This window comes from Kitasatospora sp. NPDC086801, from assembly GCF_044745805.1.
Lineage (GTDB): Bacteria > Actinomycetota > Actinomycetes > Streptomycetales > Streptomycetaceae > Kitasatospora.
The window spans coordinates 22190-40846 of record NZ_JBIVAX010000042.1 but is presented as its reverse complement, the minus strand read 5'-3'; the positions used below and the strand labels follow the sequence as shown (position 1 = coordinate 40846).

The 18657-nt window shown below is 72.9% G+C and carries 21 protein-coding genes; 7 read left to right on the top strand and 14 right to left on the bottom strand.

Annotated elements, in window-relative coordinates; translation table 11 throughout:
• Positions 1 to 12 precede the first annotated feature (12 nt).
• The 3 genes from ACIPLC_RS31405 to ACIPLC_RS31395 form a co-directional block, all read right to left on the bottom strand.
• The gene (locus tag ACIPLC_RS31405) at positions 13 to 222 is read right to left on the bottom strand and encodes a dodecin (protein ID WP_063348261.1); all 210 of its coding nucleotides are present in this window, start codon (positions 220 to 222) and stop codon (positions 13 to 15) included.
• A gap of 130 nt (positions 223 to 352) precedes the next feature.
• The gene (locus ACIPLC_RS31400; protein WP_400476424.1) at positions 353 to 1315 is read right to left on the bottom strand and encodes an asparaginase; all 963 of its coding nucleotides are present in this window, start codon (positions 1313 to 1315) and stop codon (positions 353 to 355) included.
• A gap of 71 nt (positions 1316 to 1386) precedes the next feature.
• Positions 1387 to 1998 (bottom strand): ABC transporter substrate-binding protein, encoded by a 612-nt coding sequence (locus ACIPLC_RS31395; protein ID WP_400476423.1) that lies wholly within the window; start codon positions 1996 to 1998, stop codon positions 1387 to 1389.
• 497 nt (positions 1999 to 2495) lie between these two features.
• On the opposite strand from ACIPLC_RS31395, the gene dtd reads away from it, so the two are divergent.
• A complete protein-coding gene (gene dtd, locus ACIPLC_RS31390) occupies positions 2496 to 2936 on the top strand; it encodes a D-aminoacyl-tRNA deacylase (RefSeq protein WP_400476422.1) in 441 nt (146 codons plus the stop codon).
• Positions 2937 to 2955: 19 nt separating this feature from the next.
• On the opposite strand, the gene ACIPLC_RS31385 is transcribed toward dtd, so the two are convergent.
• From ACIPLC_RS31385 to ACIPLC_RS31375, 3 genes are all read right to left on the bottom strand, one after another.
• Positions 2956 to 3918, bottom strand: coding sequence for a YgfZ/GcvT domain-containing protein (locus ACIPLC_RS31385; protein WP_400476421.1), 963 nt, complete (start codon positions 3916 to 3918; stop codon positions 2956 to 2958).
• Positions 3919 to 3928: 10 nt separating this feature from the next.
• The gene (locus ACIPLC_RS31380; protein ID WP_400476420.1) at positions 3929 to 4393 is read right to left on the bottom strand and encodes a Fur family transcriptional regulator; all 465 of its coding nucleotides are present in this window, start codon (positions 4391 to 4393) and stop codon (positions 3929 to 3931) included.
• A 106-nt stretch (positions 4394 to 4499) separates the two neighbouring features.
• Positions 4500 to 5084 carry an FABP family protein gene (locus ACIPLC_RS31375; RefSeq protein ID WP_400476419.1) on the bottom strand — a complete coding sequence of 195 codons (585 nt, stop codon included), beginning with the start codon at positions 5082 to 5084 and terminating at the stop codon, positions 4500 to 4502.
• Positions 5085 to 5432: 348 nt separating this feature from the next.
• Between ACIPLC_RS31375 and ACIPLC_RS31370 the strand changes: the two genes are divergently transcribed.
• Entirely contained in the window at positions 5433 to 5795 is a 363-nt protein-coding gene (locus ACIPLC_RS31370; protein WP_400476418.1) for a DsrE family protein, read from the top strand.
• 13 nt (positions 5796 to 5808) lie between these two features.
• On the opposite strand, the gene ACIPLC_RS31365 is transcribed toward ACIPLC_RS31370, so the two are convergent.
• From ACIPLC_RS31365 to ACIPLC_RS31335, 7 genes are all read right to left on the bottom strand, one after another.
• Entirely contained in the window at positions 5809 to 6081 is a 273-nt protein-coding gene (locus ACIPLC_RS31365) for a DUF3099 domain-containing protein (RefSeq protein WP_400476417.1), read from the bottom strand.
• A 115-nt stretch (positions 6082 to 6196) separates the two neighbouring features.
• Positions 6197 to 6487, bottom strand: coding sequence for a DUF1416 domain-containing protein (locus ACIPLC_RS31360; protein ID WP_030059605.1), 291 nt, complete (start codon positions 6485 to 6487; stop codon positions 6197 to 6199).
• Between the two features lie 38 nt (positions 6488 to 6525).
• On the bottom strand, positions 6526 to 7362 hold the full coding sequence (locus tag ACIPLC_RS31355) for a sulfurtransferase (protein WP_400476416.1): 837 nt from the start codon (positions 7360 to 7362) through the stop codon (positions 6526 to 6528).
• Positions 7363 to 7594: 232 nt separating this feature from the next.
• Positions 7595 to 7675 carry an Ms5788A family Cys-rich leader peptide gene (locus tag ACIPLC_RS31350; protein WP_369405619.1) on the bottom strand — a complete coding sequence of 27 codons (81 nt, stop codon included), beginning with the start codon at positions 7673 to 7675 and terminating at the stop codon, positions 7595 to 7597.
• Between the two features lie 272 nt (positions 7676 to 7947).
• The gene (locus ACIPLC_RS31345; protein ID WP_400476415.1) at positions 7948 to 8673 is read right to left on the bottom strand and encodes a DUF2993 domain-containing protein; all 726 of its coding nucleotides are present in this window, start codon (positions 8671 to 8673) and stop codon (positions 7948 to 7950) included.
• A gap of 214 nt (positions 8674 to 8887) precedes the next feature.
• The gene (locus ACIPLC_RS31340) at positions 8888 to 10228 is read right to left on the bottom strand and encodes a hypothetical protein (RefSeq protein ID WP_400476447.1); all 1341 of its coding nucleotides are present in this window, start codon (positions 10226 to 10228) and stop codon (positions 8888 to 8890) included.
• A 14-nt stretch (positions 10229 to 10242) separates the two neighbouring features.
• On the bottom strand, positions 10243 to 10536 hold the full coding sequence (locus ACIPLC_RS31335; protein ID WP_400476414.1) for a MoaD/ThiS family protein: 294 nt from the start codon (positions 10534 to 10536) through the stop codon (positions 10243 to 10245).
• 679 nt (positions 10537 to 11215) lie between these two features.
• Between ACIPLC_RS31335 and ACIPLC_RS31330 the strand changes: the two genes are divergently transcribed.
• From ACIPLC_RS31330 to ACIPLC_RS31310, 5 genes are all read left to right on the top strand, one after another.
• Positions 11216 to 11947: a response regulator transcription factor gene (locus ACIPLC_RS31330; RefSeq protein ID WP_400476413.1), complete on the top strand. Its 732-nt coding sequence runs from the start codon at positions 11216 to 11218 to the stop codon at positions 11945 to 11947.
• A 126-nt stretch (positions 11948 to 12073) separates the two neighbouring features.
• The gene (locus ACIPLC_RS31325) at positions 12074 to 13135 is read left to right on the top strand and encodes a LacI family DNA-binding transcriptional regulator (protein WP_400476412.1); all 1062 of its coding nucleotides are present in this window, start codon (positions 12074 to 12076) and stop codon (positions 13133 to 13135) included.
• A gap of 125 nt (positions 13136 to 13260) precedes the next feature.
• Positions 13261 to 14397, top strand: coding sequence for a S1C family serine protease (locus ACIPLC_RS31320; protein ID WP_400476411.1), 1137 nt, complete (start codon positions 13261 to 13263; stop codon positions 14395 to 14397).
• 63 nt (positions 14398 to 14460) lie between these two features.
• Positions 14461 to 15231, top strand: coding sequence for a response regulator transcription factor (locus tag ACIPLC_RS31315; RefSeq protein WP_400476410.1), 771 nt, complete (start codon positions 14461 to 14463; stop codon positions 15229 to 15231).
• Positions 15228 to 16742, top strand: a complete 1515-nt coding sequence (locus ACIPLC_RS31310; RefSeq protein WP_400476409.1) for a sensor histidine kinase — start codon at positions 15228 to 15230, stop codon at positions 16740 to 16742. The genes ACIPLC_RS31315 and ACIPLC_RS31310 overlap by 4 nt, the downstream gene beginning before the upstream one ends.
• A 58-nt stretch (positions 16743 to 16800) precedes the next feature.
• On the opposite strand, the gene ACIPLC_RS31305 is transcribed toward ACIPLC_RS31310, so the two are convergent.
• A complete protein-coding gene (locus tag ACIPLC_RS31305) occupies positions 16801 to 18600 on the bottom strand; it encodes a bifunctional metallophosphatase/5'-nucleotidase (RefSeq protein ID WP_400476408.1) in 1800 nt (599 codons plus the stop codon).
• Positions 18601 to 18657: the final 57 nt, after the last annotated feature.

The window sequence follows — 18657 nt, the reverse complement described above, 5'->3', positions numbered from 1 at the left end:
GTGCGGGCGGGCTCAGTCCTCCAGCCGGAAGCCGAGCTTCAGTCCGACCTGGTAGTGCTTCACCCCGCCGTCCTCCAGGTGGCCCCGGACCTGCGTCACCTCGAACCAGTCGAGGTTGCGCAGCGTCCGGGAGGCCCGCTCCACCCCGTTGCGGATCGCGGCGTCGACGCTCTCGGTCGAGGATCCGACGATCTCGGTCACCCGGTACACGTGGTCAGTCATGGCGGACTCCCTCAGCTGTGCGACGGCCCCCGGTCCACCGTGCACCGCCGCCGGTCCGCCCGCACGCCGACGACCGCCACCGGCCGCCCCGCGTCCCCTGGAAGGCCGCCGACAGGCCCCGGGAAGGCCGCTAGAACGCCGCCCGCACCTGCCCGACCGGGGCGCCGCCGCCCAGCAGCGGGGCCGCGCCGATCCGCTCGACGGTCTCGTCCGCGCCGGTCACCCCGAGCCGGCGCAGCGCGGCCGCCAGCACCGGGCCGCGGGCCCGCTCGCCGCCGTCGTCGATCTTGAAGGCGAGCGCCCGCCCGTCCGGCAGCGCCACCACCTGCACGGCCTCGGCGCCCATCTTGGACAGCGCGCCGGGAACGGCCCGCATCAGCCAGGTGTCGGCCCGGCGGGTGCCGGCCACGTACTCGGGGTGGGCGCGCATCGCGTCGGCCACCCGGCGCTGCGCCGTGCCCTCGGCGGCCAGCACCAGGCCGCGGTAGCCGCGCGCCAGGCCGGTCAGCGTGACGGCCAGCAGCGGCGCGCCGCAGCCGTCCACCCCGGCGTGCGCGGCGCTCTCGCCGGTGCCCTCCTCCAGCGCCTCGCGGGCCAGCCGCTGGATCGGGTGCTCGGGGTCGAGGTAGCTCGCGGTGTCCCAGCCGTTGGCGACGCAGGCCGCCAGCCAGCCGGCGTGCTTGCCGGAGCAGTCCATCAGGATGGGGGCGCGGCGGCCGCCGGAGCCGAGCAGCAGTTCCGCCTCGGTCTCGTCCAGCGGGAGGTCGGCCGGGGTGTGCAGGGCGGACTCATCGAGCCCGGCGGAGCTCAGGATGGTCCGGACACCATCGAGGTGAAACGATTCCGCGGAGTGGCTGGAGGCGGCCAGCGCCAACAGCTCGCCCTCGATCGCCAGCCCGGCCCGCAGCGTCGCCACCGCCTGGAACGGCTTGGCGGTCGACCGGGGGAAGACCGGCGCGTCGGGGTCGCCGAGCGCGAACTCCACCGAGCCGTCGGCGGCGAGCAGCACCAGGGAGCCGTGGTGCCGGCCCTCGGTGAAGCCCGAGCGTATGACCTCGGCGAGAACGACGGGCGGGGTGGCGGACTGGGACATGGCAGGAGCCTTCCGGGGGAGGGTGAACCGGGGGCGAGCCGGGCCCCGCCCGCCCGTGGTACCTCACCCGGTCAGAGCGGCCCCCCTGCGAGCAGGTCCTCGACCCGTGCTTCCCCATCACGGTACCTGCGGGTGATCTCCGCGTTGCAACCGTCGGCCGTCCGCAGCAGCCGCTGCCGCCGTCCGGACACCTCGCGCTCGTGCGCGCGCAGCCGCTCCAGCGCGGCCAGCAGCTCCTCCGCCGGGTGCACGGCCAGGTCGGCGAGCTGGACGTCCCCCATCAGCGCGTCCGCCTCCAGCTGGGACTCGTGGCCGCGCGGCGGCCCGAGCGTGACGTGCCGGGCCGAGCGCCGCACGGTGGAGGGCGCGTCGGTCAGGATGGCCGGGAGGCGGTCCAGCAGGTCGCCGGGGGGCCCGTCGGCGCCGCCCACCCCGGCCGCGCGGACCGGGCCGCCGGGCCGGCGGTCCAGTTCGGCGCGCAGGATGTCCATCCGCCCGTGCAGCAGCCGCCGCAGGTAGGAGAGGTCGGCCTCCTGCTCCAGGGTCTCCCGGCGCAGGATCCGCAGCTGGTCCAGGCCCAGCCGCTCCAGCTCGGGCTCTATCGCCGCGCCCAGGGCCCCGGCGCCCCCGGCGACCTCCGCCACCTGCCCGGCCCGGTCCCACGCCGCGCTGCTCGCGTCCATCAACCAACCCACCTGCCGTCGTCCGATCCCGCCCGCTCGCGGCACTGCGTCCCTGCCGCCGGTCCGGCCCGTCCCCCGACGGGCTCACGCGTCCCGTCCGTTGGCACGCCCGGCCACCCCCGGAGGTTCCGGTTCCCGGCCGGAACCACCCACCGGGGCGATACCGCCAGAACGCCTGACCTACCGGCTCGACCGCCCGGCCGGACCCGGCCCGGTGCGGCGGACCTCATGGCGCGCCGGGCCCTTCGTACGGTCCACCAGCGTGCCACCCCGCCCGGCGCGGGCGCACTGCCCGTGCACCCGAACGGCCCCCTGGCGAACGGGGGTGGCTGATATGACCGGGCCTTTCCGCAGGGAGAGCGGCGCCCGACCCCGCGCAGGCGTGCACTACCCAGCGCGTGCCACCCATCTACGCGCCCCTCCTGCACGCCCCGGGTACCGCCGGGCGGCCCCGGGTGCCCGTCGGGCGGCACCTCGGCCTCCGGCACAATGGCGGCATGCGAGCAGTGGTGCAGCGAGTGACCGAGGCCAGGGTGACCGTGGCCGGAGAGACCGTCGGCGCGATCGAGGGGCCCGGGCTCTGCGTCCTGGTCGGCGTCACCCACGAGGACACCCCGGCCAAGGCCGCCCAGCTGGCCCGCAAGCTGTGGACGCTGCGGCTGCTGCCCGCCGACGACGAGGGCGTCGAGCAGTCCTGCTCCGACCTCGGGGCCCCGCTGCTGGTGATCAGCCAGTTCACCCTGTACGGCGACGCCCGCAAGGGCCGTCGCCCCACCTGGAACGCCGCCGCCCCCGGCCCGGTCGCCGAGCCGCTGGTGGACGAGGTGGTCGCCCACCTGCGCGCGCTCGGCGCCAAGGTGGAGACGGGCCGGTTCGGCGCCGACATGCAGGTGGCGCTGGTGAACGACGGCCCGTTCACCGTCCTCGTGGAGGTCTGACCCGCGGCCGGCGCACCGGCTACTGCGGGACGATCACGTCCTGGGTGCCCGGCACCGTCCCGGCCAGCAGCACCGCGTCCACCGGGACGTTCCGCTTGACGATCGCCAGCGCGATCGGCCCCAGCTCGTGGTGGCGGGCCGAGGAGGTGACGAAGCCGAGCGGGCGGCCGTCCGGCTCGGCGGCCAGCCGCACCTCCGTCCCGTGCGGGGGCAGCGTCTCCTCGGTGCCGTCCAGGTGCAGGAAGACCAGCCGGCGCGGCGGGCGGCCCAGGTTGTGCACCCGGGCGACGGTCTCCTGCCCGCGGTAGCAGCCCTTCTGCAGGTGGACGGCGGTGCGCAGCCAGTCCACCTCGTGCGGGATGGTCCGGTGGTCGGTCTCGAAGCCCAGCCTCGGTCGGTGGCCCTCGATCCGCAGTGCCTCGTACGCCCAGACCCCCGCCGCCGGGCCGTACCCGGCGGTCAGCTTCGCCAGCTCCGCGCGCGGCACGAACAGGTCCCGCCCGTACGGGAGTTCGCGCACCGCCGCGACGCCCTCGACGGATGCGGTGGAGCCCGCCGGCAGGTGCACCACGGCGTACTCGGCGGTCGCGTCGGCGGCCTCCACCCGGTAGAAGAACTTCATGCTCTCCAGGTAGCCCAGCAGCGCCTCCTGGGTGCCCGGCTCGACGTGCGCCCAGGTGGTGGTGCCGTCGTCGACCAGGTAGAGCGCGTGCTCGACGTGCCCGTTCGGGGAGAGCACCAGCGCCTCGGTGGCCTCCTGCGGCGCCAGCGCGCTGACGTGCTGGGTGAGCAGCAGGTGCAGCCAGGCCAGGCGGTCCTGGCCGGTGACGGTGAGCACGCCGCGGTGCGAGAGGTCGACGAAGCCCGTGCCCTGTGCGAGGTTGCGTTGCTCGCGGAAGATGTCGCCGTAGTGGGCGGCGACGCCCTCGTCGGCGCCTTCGGCGGGGACGGCTCCGGGCAGGCTCAGCAGCGGGCTCTTCATACCGGCCAGCTTACGACCGGCCGTCCGCGAGCTTGGCGGTGCAGTCGGCGCAGCGGCCGAAGATGGCGAAGTGCTTGAGGTCGGTGTCGAAGCCGTGCTGTTCGCGCAGGCTGCGGATCAGCGGCTCGGCGATCTCGGTGCCGGTCTCGGAGACCTGGTCGCAGTCCCGGCAGACCAGGTGCAGGTGGTGGTGGCGGCCGGCCAGGTGGTAGGTCGGGGCGCCGTGGCCGAGGTGGGCGTGCGAGACCAGGCCGAGTTCCTCCAGCAGCTCCAGGGTCCGGTAGACGGTGGAGATGTTGACGCCGCTGGCAGTCTGCCGGACGTGGCAGAGGATCTCGTCGGGGGTGGCGTGGTCGAGGCGGTCGACGGCCTCCAGCACGAGCTGCCGCTGCGGGGTCAGCCGGTAGCCGCGTTCGCGCAGGTCGGCCTTCCAGTCGCCGGAGAGCTGCCAGTCGGTGGTGCCGGTGTCCGCCACGGTGCTGTCCCTGCCAAGGTCGGGGGTCCTGAGGCAAGTGTAGGGACCGGCCGGGGGCCGGTCCCTACCTCGTGCGAAAGCCGTCCCCCTCAGCGGAGGGCCGGGCTCACTTGAAGAACGCGATGCCGTCGTCCGGCAGGTCGTTGATGTCCTTGATCAACTGGGCCGGGCTGAGCACCTTCTTCAGCTGGGCCGACATGTACGGGCGCAGCGGCACGTTCGGGGCAGCCTTCTCGCCGACCCAGAGCAGTTCCTCGTTGACGAAGCCGTACAGCCGCTTGCCACCCGAGTACTCCGGCGAGCCCTCGATCCGGGCGACCGCGTCCGTGGAGACGTCGATCTGCGGCTTGCCGTCGGCCAGCTCGCCGTACCAGATCTCCACGGTGCCGTCGTCCCGGACGGAGGAGATCTCGATCCCGCGGGCGCCGCTGGTGCCGTCGTGGTTGCTGGTGATGCGCCAGAACGCGTGCTCGTTCTCCAGCGGACGGACCTTCTCGCCCTCGTTGTTCAGCACCCAGGTGCGGGAGCGGAACTCCAGGAAGGGCCGGCCGTCGTGCCGGATCACGATCTCCTGGCCGAAGTTGCACTTCTCGGAGCCGGGGAAGTCGTAGACGCCCGCGCCCTCCCAAGTGCCGAGGAGGAAGGCGAGCGGGACGACGTCCCTGTGGAGGTCAGAGGGGATCTCGATCATGTTCCTGGTCGCTGTCGTCGTCGGTGTGGGCTGCCTCAACCGTACGGCAGGATCAGCGCTGGCCCTGGTAGAGCTTCATCACCGAGAAGATGGCGAACCAGGTGATCAGCACGGCCATGAGGGCCAGCAGACCGTCGAAGAAGATTTCCAGACCGGACACGGGTGGCTCCCAGGCGGCGACAGTGTGGTGGATTTTGCTGCCGCTCACTCTATCCGCCGGTCATCGGCCGGTCGCGGTGAGCCCCGCCACGTCACCGTTCGCGCCGATTTTCCCCCGCCGTCCAAGGTTTCCCCAAGGGATCCTGGGATGACGGCGAGCGGGGGCCGCGAGCCCTCTAAGGTGGCGCCATGTCGAAGAAACTCGTCATCAAGGTCACCGCCGGGGCCGATGCGCCGGAGCGGTGTTCGCAGGCGTTCACGGTCGCGGCGGTGGCCGTCGCCAGCGGGATCGAGGTCTCGCTCTGGCTGACCGGGGAGTCCTCCTGGTTCGCCCTGCCGGGGCGGGCGGCGGAGTTCGAACTGCCGCACTCGGCACCGCTGCCGGACCTGCTGGAGGCGATCCTCGCGAGCGGCTCGGTGACGCTGTGCACCCAGTGCGCGGCGCGGCGCGGGATCGGGCAGCAGGACACCGTCGAGGGCGTCCGGATCGCGGGCGCGCAGGTCTTCGTCAGCGAGATCATGACCGACAACGTCCAGGCGCTCGTCTACTGACGCCTACGGGCGCCTACGGGCGCTCCTCGTGGTCGGGGTGGTCCCGGTCGTGGCCGGGCTCGTCCCACTTCGGATCGTCCCAGCGCGGGTCGTTCCACCAGTCGTCGTCCGGGTCCCGCTTGTTGGCGAACACGGCGGCGGTCGGCGGGATCACCATCGCGACCACGCACATGCCGATCGCGGCGGGCACGGAGAAGAACCTCACCACGCCCCAGGCCAGCACGAACAGGCCCAGACAGACGCCCATCAGGGCGAAGTAGTAATGACGCCGCCGCCTTGCCTGCACGTCTCCACGGTACGACCGAGGGCCCTGCCGCGGCAGGGCCCTCGGTGTGCTTCGTCCGCGGATCGAGCGGATCAAATCGAGCGGATCAAGCGGGGTCGGTCGGCTCGGGCGCGGATCAGACCGCGATCGCCACCTCGACGGCGGTGCCCTGGGAGGCCACCACCTGACGGTCCACGGTCTGGCCCGGCACCAGCGCGCGCAGGGTCCACTTGCCCGGGCGGGCGAAGAACCGGAACTGGCCGGTCGCCGAGGTGGGCACCTCGGCCGTGAACTCGCCCCCCTCGTCGAGCAACCGGACGTAGCCGTTGACCGGCTCGCCGTCGCGGGTCACCGAACCCTGGATGATCGTCTCGTTCGCCACGTCAACTCCTGCCAGGTCCGGCCCGCCGGCCTTCGCACCGCACATGTCTTGTCTTCCCTTCTGACGACGGTCGAGCCGCAGGCTCAGTTGCTGCCGAGCTCGATCGGCACGCCGACGAGGCTGCCGTACTCGGTCCACGAACCGTCGTAGTTCTTGACGTTCTGCTGGCCGAGCAGCTCGTGCAGGACGAACCAGGTGAGCGCGGAACGCTCGCCGATGCGGCAGTAGGCGATGGTGTCCTTCGCCAGGTCGATGCCCTCGGCCTCGTACAGCGCCTTGAGCTCGTCGTCGCTCTTGAAGGTGCCGTCGTCGTTGGCGTTCTTGGCCCACGGGATGTTGCGGGCGCTCGGCACGTGGCCGGGGCGCTGCGACTGCTCCTGCGGGAGGTGCGCCGGGGCGAGCAGCTTGCCGGAGAACTCGTCGGGCGAACGGACGTCGACCAGGTTGAGCTCGCCGATGGCCGCGAGCACGTCGTCGCGGAAGGCGCGGATCGAGGAGTCGGCGGCCTGCGCCCGGTACGCGGTGGCCTCGCGGGCCGGCACCTCGGCGACCAGGTCGCGGGAGTCCAGCTCCCACTTCTTGCGGCCGCCGTCCAGCAGGCGGACGTCACCGTGGCCGTACAGCTTGAAGTACCAGTAGGCGTACGAGGCGAACCAGTTGTTGTTGCCGCCGTAGAGCACGACGGTGTCGTCGTTGGCGATGCCCTTGGCGCTGAGCAGCGCCTCGAAGCCGGCCTGGTCGATGAAGTCGCGGCGGACCGGGTCCTGGAGGTCCTGCTTCCAGTCGATCCGGACCGCGTTGCGGATGTGGTTCTTGTCGTACGCGGAGGTGTCCTCGTCGACCTCGACGATGACGACCTTCGGGTCGTCCAGGCGGGCCTGGACCCAGTCGGCGTCGACCAGGACGTCGCTGCGGCTCATGGTGGTGTTCTCCATCCGAGGGCGGTTTGCGGAAGGTTCTGCTCGGGAGGTGCTGCGGGGTGCCCGGGCGACTACGGTCCGAATTCCTGTCCGAATACTGGGACGAGGGCGGCAGTCCGGGCCGACCGGGCGGGGAGCTGCGGGGTGCGGCGGCGACGGCTGGCCGGGGCGGCCGGGCAAGGTCACCGGGAAGCTCGGCGGCGGGCTTCAACTGCCCAGCCAAAACGCCGAGTTAGCGCATTCGACACAGACAGGCGGCCACGCGGCACAGGTCGACCGCCCGCCGCTTCGTGAGATCCGCCTGTCGCTTCATGTCGACGATGCTAGGGACACCGAAGGCCCGCTGTCATCAGCGTACCGAATAATGAGACCAAGCGGACCGAATGTTGAGATTTTACCCGTTTACGGTCCGCGGGGCGGCCGTTCCGCCCGAGACCGGCGGCCCCGGGCGGCACACAACGGGCGGAAACGACACCGCTCCGCGACCCGCGCTGGACGGCGCGTCTCGCGGAGCGGAACGGAAGAAACGGAAGGGACGGAGCAGAAGGAACGGAAGGAACGGACCGCCCGGGAGCGCCCGACCGGTCAGCCCAGCAGCTTGACGCCCTTGCCATCGAAGGTCAGTTGCAGGCCCTCCGGCAACGGCATCGCCCCGTCCTTGTCGGCCAGTTTCAGCCCGGCCGGGAGCGAGTCGAGGGTGAAGCTCATCGGCTCCAGCCGGTGGTCGGTGACCCCGGCGAACATCCCGGCCAGCGCACTGAGCTGGAAGCCGTCCGCGGTGACGGTGTTCCCGCTGTTGTGCACCGCACCCTCACCGACCTCGATCGGCCCCAGCGCGGCCTTGATCCTGCCCGGCCCGCCGTACGACAGGGCCAGCCGGGTGTTGCCGCCCACCGGCAGCTTGCCCGCCCCCGACATCAGCTGGGAGGCCGGCGGCAGCAGCTGCGCGAGGTCCGCGTACGAGATCAGGCCGCTGCCGGTGCCGCTGCCCACCGTGGCGCTCTTCAGGCTGTCGCTCACCGTGACGCCGGACAGCCGGGCCTTGAAGGAGTGCAGCGCCACCTGGTGGCCGCCGTCACCGACGGTCAGGCCGTCGGAGGAGATCCGGACGTCGTCCAGCTTCCTCGACAGCGCCTGGGTGAGGAACGGGAAGCCCTCGATCGAGATGTCCGGCCGCTGGCTCATCCGGCCGCTGCTCACCATCCGGTCGGCGGCCTGGTCCTCGGCCACCCCGACCGCGATCCGGTCCGCGCCGACCAGCAGGCCGGAGAGCACCACCAGGCCGATCGTCGCCTTCAGCCATCCGCGCATCGCTCTCCCCGTCGTCGCCGGTCGCCGTCGTTCCTTGCCGCTGTGCGTCGTGCTCGTGCGTCGTGCCGTGCGTCGTGCCGTGCGTCGTGGGCGTTCGCAGTCCTCGTCCGGTGTTCCCGCAGCGGCCCCCGGCCGAGGCCGTTTCCGCCCGACCGTACGACGTCCCGCCCCGGAGCATGGTTCCGGAGCGGGACTCGGAGTCGACGGCCGGGCGTCAGCCGGCCAGCAGGTCCGTGGCGATCCAGATCAGCGGCGAGGCCACCGCCAGCGGCAGCGCCACGCCCGCCGTCATGTGCACGAACCGGGACGGGAAGTCGTACGCCGCGACCCGGCGGCCGACCAGCGCGCCCAGCCCCGCCAGCACCCCCAGCGCCGGCGGCGCGCCCACCAGCAGACCCAGCAGCACGGCCACCGCCAGGCCCAGCGCCGGGCCCAGCTGCTTCGGGCCGGGCAGCGGCGCCGCGGCCAGCACCGTGGCCAGCGCGACCGCGCCCACCCCGGCCGGCACCCAGTCGGCCGCCAGCAGCGTGGTGCACAGGGCCGTCACCACCGTGGCCGAGCCGAGCACCGTCAGCGCGTAGAACCGCTCCTTCGGGTCCGAGGGACGGAACGTCTGCAGCACCAGGACCAGCAGGAAGAACCCGCCCAGCGTGCCGACCACCGCCGCCACGCCGCCGTCGGAGTCCGCCAGCAGCACCGCCGCGTCCGCGGTCAGCCCGGCCAGCGCGGCGAGCGCGATGCCCTGGCGGGCCGGCCACATCCCGTTCAGCCGGAACCAGCCGGCCGCCGTCAGCACCTGGAGCAGCGCCACCACCAGTGCCAGTGCCACCTGCCCGAGCGCGGCGCCGCCGGCCAGCAGCGCGGCCACGCCGGCGGTGATCAGCGCGGGCTGCAGGCCCGGATCAATGATCGGCGAGCCCGTCCGGCCGCGCGGGCCGGCGGGCGGCGCCACCGGCGCGGGCTGCGCCGGGACGGCCGCGTACGGCGGCACGGGCGGGGCACCCGCCGGGCCGCCGGGGACGACCGGGCGCTTGAGCGTCATGGTCGGCGGGTCGAAGGCGGGCGCCCCCTGTTGCGGGGCCGCCATCGGCTGGGTCGCCATCGGCTGGGCCACCTGCGGGGCCATCGGCTGGGCCATCGGCTGCGGAGCCTGCGACGGAGCAGCGTGCCGGGCCTGCGGCGGCGCGGCATGCCGCGCCTGCGGCGGCACGGGCGTCCGGGGCGGCGGGGCGACCGGCATCGCGCCGGACACGACCACCGGCGGCAGCAGCGTGGTCGCGGCCGCGTCCTCCACCGGGGGGACGGGCGGCAGCAGCGTGGTGGCCGCGTCGTCCATCGCGGGCACGGGCGGCAGCAGCGTCGTCGCCGCGTCGTCCATCGGCGGCTGCCCGTACCCCGGGTAGCCGTACGGCTGCTGCTGCCCCGGTTGCGGCGCCTGCGCCTGCGGGTACGGGGGGTGCGGGTACTGCGGGTGGGGCTGCTGCCGCGGATGCGGCTGGGGCTGCTGGGGCTGCTGCGGCCACTCGCCGTAGCCGCCCTGGTTCGCGTCGTTCATGTCCGTCACGCCGCTCAGCCTCCCGCGAACGGCGGCAGCACCTCGACCGTGCCGCCCTCGGTGAGGGGCACGGTCGTGTGGTCCCGGCCGCCGACCTGGGAGCCGTCGACCAGGTAGGAGCAGTGCCCGAGCAACTGGACGAGCTTCGGCCGGTCCGCGTGCCGCCGCCTGGCCGCCGCCAGCGCCTCCGCCAGGGTCACCGCCTCGTACGGCTCCTCGGCCAGCCCGGCCTCGGACTTCGCGGCCGCCCAGTAGCGGATCGTCCCGCGCACCCGGGCGCCGCTCGCGGGCTCCGTGGTCGCACCCATCGGGCCACCCCTTCTCGTCGTCCTCGCCCGGCCCCGGTGCCCCGGTCCGGCTCGCCACCGGGCCGCCCGACCACTCGAAAGATGGACTCGTACGGCGCCGCCGATGTGCGTCCCATGATGGCGTGTCCGCCGCCACGACCGGCAATCGCCCTGGCCGAGGGGGCCCGGAGGACGGCTCGAAGCTGTGTCCAGGCTCACCCGGCGCGCGCCCGGATTGGGCGAACCGCCGGATTCGAGCCCTCCCGGCGCGCAGGGCCGTCGGCTATCCTCGACGTCCAAGAGGGATCCGGGCAGAGTCGCCCCCGGGTCCTTTTGTGCTTTCAGGACGCCAGTACGGACGTTCTTGCGATTCGTCGGCCCACCCCCGGCGCGTCGCGGGAAACGCCCCGCCCCACGCGGCACAACGACGTGCCGCGGCCGGCCGGGGTGTCCACCCGGCGCCCGGGCCGCCGCCCGGGGCCGGAACAGACCGGAGGGTTCGCGGGATGAGCAGGGCAGAAACGGTGCGCCAGGGGTTGCGGGACCCTCGGCGCGGGTGCCGTCGCGTCCTGCGCACCGGCCGGCCCACCGGCGCTTCTCGGGCGCCCGTCCTCCTCCCCCCGACCTCAGCACGTGCGCCATCCGGCTGTGGCGGCAGCCGTAACGCGACCGCGACGACCCGGAAAGGGGACTACCGGGTATGAGTTCTCTCCTCCTCCTCACCAACGCACTGCAACCCTCCGCGGAGGTGCTGCCGGCCCTCGGCCTGCTGCTGCACAACGTCCGGGTGGCCCCCGCCGAGGGATCCGCCCTGGTGGACACCCCCAGTGCGGACGTCATCCTGGTCGACGGCCGGCGCGACCTGCCGCAGATCCGCAGCCTCTGCCAGTTGCTGCGCTCCACCGGCATCGGCTGCCCGCTGATCCTGGTGGTGACCGAGGGCGGCCTCGCCGCCGTCACCGCCGAGTGGGGCATCGACGACGTCCTGCTGGACACGGCCGGCCCGGCCGAGGTCGAGGCCCGGCTGCGGCTCGCACTCGGCCGGCTCCACATCACCACCGACGACAGCCCGATGGAGATCCGCAACGGCGACCTGTCGGTCGACGAGGCCACCTACTCCGCCAAGCTCAAGGGCCGGGCGCTCGACCTCACCTTCAAGGAGTTCGAGCTGATCAAGTACCTCGCCCAGCACCCGGGCCGGGTCTTCACCCGGGCCCAGCTGCTGCAGGAGGTCTGGGGCTACGACTACTTCGGCGGCACCCGGACGGTGGACGTGCACGTCCGGCGGCTGCGCGCCAAGCTCGGCGTCGAGCACGAGCAGCTGATCGGCACCGTGCGCAACGTCGGCTACCGCTTCGTCGTCCCGGAGAAGCCGGATAAGGGCGAGCGCCCGGAGCTCGCCCAGCGCCCCTCGACGCCGCTGGAGGCCTGACCGGCGGCCGGGCGGGCCGTCCCCGCCCGGCTCGTCCGGTTCGCTCCCCCGGCACCTGCCGAAAGCCTTGCCGGAAAGCCCCAGGTCCCACTGCCGACGCGCACGCCACACGCGTAGACTCCCCCCGTGGCCAAAGTGACGCGCGACGATGTAGCCCGGCTGGCTGGTACCTCGACCGCGGTCGTCAGCTACGTCATCAACAACGGGCCGCGCCCGGTCGCGCCCGCGACCCGGGAGAAGGTCGTCGCCGCGATCGAGCAGCTCGGCTACCGGCCGAACAGCGTCGCCCAGGCGATGGCCTCCCGCCGGACCAACCTGATCGGCATGGTCGTCCCGGACGCCCGCCAGCCCTTCTTCGCCGAGATGGCGCACGCCGTGGAACGGGCCGCCTCCGAGCGCGGCAAGCTCGTGCTGATCGGCAACTCCGACTACGTGGACGACCGCGAGGTGCACTACGTCCGGGCCTTCCTCGGCATGCGCGTCTCCGGCCTGATCCTGGTCAGCCAGGGCCCCTCGCAGCGCGCCGCCGAGGAGTTCGCCGCGATGGAGGGCGCCAAGGTCGTCCTGCTGCACCGCCGCCCCGAGGCGATCGACGACGTCGCGGTGGTCACCGACGACGTGGGCGGCGCCGAGGCCGTCGTCCGCCACCTGCTGGAGGTGCACGGGCACCCGTACGTGGCCTGCTTCGGCGGCCCGGTGGAGTCCCCGGCCCCCGGCGACCCGGTCATCGACCACGTCGAGGGCTGGCAGCGCGCCATGGACGCGCACGGCCTGCCCACCGAGCCCCACCTGATCGACGCGCCCTTCCACCGCTACGGCGCGTACGAGGTCGCGCTCGGCGTGCTGCGCTCGCCGGGGCGGCCGCAGGCGATCTTCTGCTCCACCGACGACCAGGCGATCGGCGTGCTGCGGGCCGCCCGCGAGGTCGGCCTGAAGGTCCCGGAGGACCTCGCGGTGGCCGGCTTCGACGACGTCCCCGAGGCCGCCCTCGCCGACCCGCCGCTGACCACCGTCGCCTCCGACCGCGACGCGATGGCCCGGGCCGCCGTGGACCTGGTGCTCGACGACTCGCTGATGGTGCCCGGATCGGACACCGAGCGGGTCCGCAAGTTCCCGTCCCGCCTGGTGATCCGCCGTTCCTGCGGCTGCGGCGGCGCCACGACGGGCCCGACCGGGGAAGCGGAGTAGCAGCCTCCGCCCGTGGCGCCGCCGAACGCCGCCTGACCAGGCTTTATGAGAACCCAACGGGCTTCTCGGACCCTTCTGAGCCGGTTCTCATCCCTTCCTCATCCGCCGGGCGGACGTTGGTCGGCATGAGCGAACAGCAGCAGCACCACGACGAGCAGTACGGTCCGTACGAGCCCCGCGTGGTCGAGGGCACCGTCCTCGGCAGCAGCGCCGCCACGACCGCCTACGGGTACCGCGAGGACCACTCGGCAGGCGGCTTCGACACCCCGCCCCCGACCCCGCCCATGCCCCCCGAGCCGCCCACCGCCGGCCAGCCCGGCGGCCACGGCGGCCACGGCAACCGCGCCCGACGCGGCCTGCTGCGCGGGCGGCTCGCCCTGGTCACCGCCGTCGCCGCGGTCGCCGCCGTCATCGGCGGCGTCACCGGCGGGGTCGTCGCCGCCGAGCAGCACGGCTCCGGCACCCGCACCAGCACCGTCGCCAGCCCCGTCTCCGCCCGCTCCGACGGCGGCGCCGACGTGCCGGCCATCGCCGCCGCCGTCTCGCCGAGCGTCGTCCAGATCACCGTCAAGAACGGCAACGGCACCGCCACCGGCACCGGCGTCGTCCTCGACACCAGCGGACGGATCCTCACCAACTACCACGTCATCGACACCGCGGCCGACGGCGGCCAGATCACCGTCGCCTTCAAGGACGGCTCCACCGCCCAGGCCACCGTCACCGGCACCGACAAGTCCCTCGACGTCGCCGTGATCACCGCGAACGGCGCCAAGAACCTCGCCCCCGCCACCCTCGGCGACTCCTCCAGCGTGGCCGTCGGCGACCCCGTCGTCGCCATCGGCAACCCCGACGGCCTCACCGGCACCGTCACCTCCGGCATCATCAGCGCCGAGAACCGCGACGTCACCGTCCAGCTCGACGAGGGCACCACCAGCAGCAACGGCGGCTTCGGCTTCCCCAGCCTGCCCGGCCTGCCCGGCCTGCCCGGAACACGCGGCAACCTCCCGCAGCAGAACAGCGGCAGCAGCACCACCTACAAGGCCTTCCAGACCGACGCCGCCCTCAACCCCGGCAACTCCGGCGGCCCGCTCATCAACGCCAACGGCCAGGTCATCGGCATCAACTCGGCGATGTACGCCCCCAGCGGCACCAGCTCCACCGCCGGCGGCGGCAGCGCCGGCAGCGTCGGCCTCGGCTTCGCCATCCCGATCAACGACATCAAGCAGGTTCTGCCGAAACTGGAGGCCGGCCAGAGCCTGTAAGACGGACAATGACCCCCGGTACTCCCAGCAGGCCCTCCACCCGACGAGAAAGGGCAGCAGCCCATGACCCCGTCCGCCGACGACCGCACCGCCGCCGAGCCCGGCCACCCCTCCGCCCGGCTCCTCGTGGTCGACGACGAACCCGCCCTCCGGGACGCCCTGGAGAGCAGCCTCGCCTTCGAGGGCTACGAGGTCGCCACCGCCACCGACGGCTACGAGGCCCTGGAATCCGTCGAACGCGACCGGCCCGACCTCGTCCTGCTGGACATCATGATGCCCCGGATGGACGGCCTCACCGCCGTCCGCCGGATGCGCTCCCGCGGCGACACCGTCCCCGTCCTGATGCTCACCGCCCGCGACGCCGTCGGCGACCGCGTCACCGGCCTGGACGTCGGCGCCGACGACTACCTCGCCAAGCCCTTCGAGCTCGACGAACTGCTCGCCCGCGTCCGCGCCCTGCTGCGCCGCAACGCCCTCGCCACCGAGGCCGCCGCCCGCGCCGCCGCCGAGGACGAGAGCGAGGTGCTGGCCTTCGCCGACCTGCGGATGAACACCGCCACCCGCGAGGTCACCCGCGCCGGCAAGCCCGTCGAACTCACCCGCACCGAGTTCATGCTGCTGGAGATGTTCCTCTCCCACCCCCGCCAGGTCCTCACCCGCGAACAGATCCTCAAGGCCGTCTGGGGCTTCGACTTCGAGCCCTCCTCCAACTCCCTGGACGTCTACGTGATGTACCTGCGCCGCAAGACCGAGCAGGGCGGCATGCCCCGCCTCATCCAGACCGTGCGCGGCGTCGGCTACGCCCTGCGCCCGGCCGCCGGCGCCACCCCGTGACCTCCCCCACCCCCTACCCTCCCCCGCCGCTGAGCCCACCGAGCACCCCCCGCCGCCGGCGCCTCATCCACTGGTTCCGCTCCCGCTCCCTCCGCAGCCGCCTCACCTTCCTGAGCGCGGCCGCGGTGGCGGTGGCCATCGCCCTGTCGGCGCTGGCCTGCTGGTTCATCGTGGAACAGCGGATGTACGGACTGATCCACAGCGACCTCCAGAACATCCGGGTCCAGCTCCCCCCGATCAACGTCAGCGACTGCGCGGCGACCCCCCAGGCCGCCCTCCGGAACCTCCAGGGCAACGTCCGGCAGCCCCCGGTCGGAGCCTCCGTCCCCCGGGACACCCAGTACGTCCTGCTCAGCCCGGCCCGTCCCCCGCTGGTCTGCCTGCCGATGAGCGCCAGCAAGGCGATCCTGGTCCAGACGGACGACAGCAAGGTCCTGAACCTCAAGCCCGGCCAGTCGATCATCCGGGACGGCCACTACACCAACGGCAAGCCCGCCATGGTCCTGGTGACCAGCGCCCCCTCGGAGGTCCTCGGCTATCCGACCGCACTGGTGATGGTCGCCACCTCCACGCAGGCCGCCGAGGAATCCCTCCGACAACTCGCCTTCATCCTCGGTGGAGTGGCCCTCGGCGGAATCATCCTCGCCGCGATCGCCGGCCGCGTGGTCGCCCGCTCCTCCCTCAAGCCCGTCGACCGACTCACCGACGCCGTCGAGCACATCGCCCGCACCGAGGAGGTCGGCACCACCATCCCCGTCCACGGGGACGACGAGATCGCCCGGCTCTCCACCTCCTTCAACTCGATGAGCACCGCCCTCGCCAACTCCCGCGAGCGGCAGACCCGTCTGATCGCCGACGCCGGGCACGAGCTGCGCACCCCGCTCACCTCACTGCGCACCAACGTCGACCTGCTGATCCGCAGCAACGACACGGGCCGCCCGCTGCCCGCCGCGACCAAGACCAAGCTGCTGGGCAACATGAAGGCGCAGATGCAGGAGCTCACCGTCCTGATCGGGGACCTGCTCCAGCTGTCCCGCCCGGACTCCCCCAAGCCGGTCCGCAACCTCACCGTGGTGGCACTGCACGAGATCGCCGGGCGGGCGGTCGAGCGGGCGAAACTGCGCGGCCCGGGGCTGGTCTTCGAGACCGCGACCGACCCCTGGTTCGTGCACGGCGACGCCGCCGCGCTCGAACGGGCGGTGATCAACCTGCTGGACAACGCGGTCAAGTACAGCCCGCCCGGCGGCACCGTCGAAGTCCGGCTCCAGCAGGGCGTGTTGACCGTCCGCGACCACGGCCCCGGCATTCCGCCGGAGGAACTGCAGTACGTGTTCGACCGGTTCTGGCGTTCGCCGTCCTCACGACAGCTGCCCGGCTCCGGCCTCGGCCTGTCGATCGTCGCGCAGAGCGTCCGGGAGGCGGGCGGCGAGGTGTCGCTGGGCCCGGCCGGGGACGGCGGTCCGGGCGCGCTGGCGACCGTCCGGCTGCCCGGCGGCCCCAGCCCCGAATAGGAAACAGGACGGGCGGGGCGCCCCGACAGCGCCCCGCCCGTCCCGTACCGGCTCACGGTCAGTCGATGTCGACGCCCGGGCCGATGACCTTGATCCGGTCCTGCGCCGGGGCCTTCAGCGGCGAGGCCGCCGAGCTGTGGGCACCCAGGTAGGCGGTGAAGACGTCCAGGTCGGAGGCGCCGACGAGCTTGTCGGTGCCGGCCGCGAAGGCCGGGAAGCCGTCGCCGCCGCCGGCCAGGAACTCGTTGGCCGCGACCCGGTACGTGGCGGCCGGGTCGATCGGGGCACCGTTCAGCCGGATCGAGTCGACGACCACCCGGTCCGCGCCGGTCTTGCGCATGTCCAGGGTGTAGTGGAGGCCCGAGGACGGCTGGAGGATCTTCGGCGCGTCCGCGTTGGAGCCGCTGACCTGCTGCTGGAGCAGCTGCACCAGCTGGGCACCGGTCAGCGTCTTGACCTGCATCATGTTGGTGAACGGCTGGACGGTGAACGCCTCGCCGTAGGTCACCACTCCGTCGCCCTCGGCGCCGGAGGCCTTGTGGACCAGGTCGGCGCGGATGCCGCCGGGGTTCATGAAGGCGACCTGCGCCCCGCCCTTGGCGGCCGGGGCGAGCCCCTCCACCTGCGCGTCGGCGATCAGGTCGCCGAGCGGCTTCTCCAGGTCACTGCTGCCGCGGCCGTTGATGTCCGAGGCGATGTAGCCGATCGGGCGGTTGGCGATCGGGGCGGCCAGCTTGGAGTAGTGGTCGACCAGCGCCGTCATGTCGGGCGCCTTCTCGACGGTGCGGCGCACCACGTGGTTCTCGGCCTTGACCGTCGGACGGACGATCTCGCCGGTGGTCTTGTCCAGCTTCATGTCGATCTCGGTGTACAGCCGGCCGAAGGAGGCGGCACTGGTGACCGAGCGCGGGACGCCGTTGGGGTCGGGGATGGTGCAGGCGTACGCGTTGTGGGTGTGACCGGTGACGATCGCCCCGATCGACGGGTCGAGCTTCTTGGAGATGTCGACGATCGGACCGGAGATGCCCTGGCCGGCCGGGCCGCAGTCGTAGTTGTAGACGCTGCTGGCCGGGTAGCCGCCCTCGTGGATCAGCGCGACGATCGAGTTGACGCCCTTGGCCTTGAGCTCGGCGGCGTACTTGTTGATCGTGGTGACCTCGTTGGCGAACTTCAGGCCCTTGACGCCCTCGGCGGTCACGATGTTCGGCGTGCCCTCCAGGGTGACGCCGATGAAGCCGACCTTCACGCCCTGGGACTTGGTCACCCAGTACGGGGCCAGCAGCGGCTTGCCGGTCTTCTCGTCGGTGACGTTGGCCGACAGGTAGTTGAAGTTGGCGCCCTTGAACGTACGGCCGGGCTCGTAGCAGCCGTCGACCGGGTGGCAGCCGCCGTCCTGCATGCGCAGCAGCTCCTGCGCGCCCTCGTCGAACTCGTGGTTGCCGACCGAGGTGACGTCCAGGCCGAGCTTGTCCATCGCCTCGATGGTCGGCTCGTCGTGGAAGAGCGCCGAGGTGAGCGGGCTGGCGCCGATGATGTCGCCGGCCGCGACGGTGATCGAGTCGTCGGCCGGGATCCGGGCCTTGCGCAGCTCGGTGGCCAGGTACTCGATGCCGCCGGCCGGGGTCGAGACCTCCTTGCCGGTGGCCGGGTCGATCTCCCTGATGGTGCCGGAGGAACCGGCCGGGGGCTCCAGGTTGCCGTGGAAGTCGTTGATCGCCAGCAGCTGGAGGTTGACGGTCTTGTGACGCTTGGCGTTGGCGTCGGCGGCCTGGGCGGCCGTCGGCACGGCCACCGTGCCGAACAGACCTGCGGCGGCGACGACGGCGAGCGCCGCGCGTCGGGATCTGACGGTGAGCATGAAGGTCCCCTGCACCTTGGAGGAGCGCCCGCTGTGGACTGGACCGGGCGTCTGGGC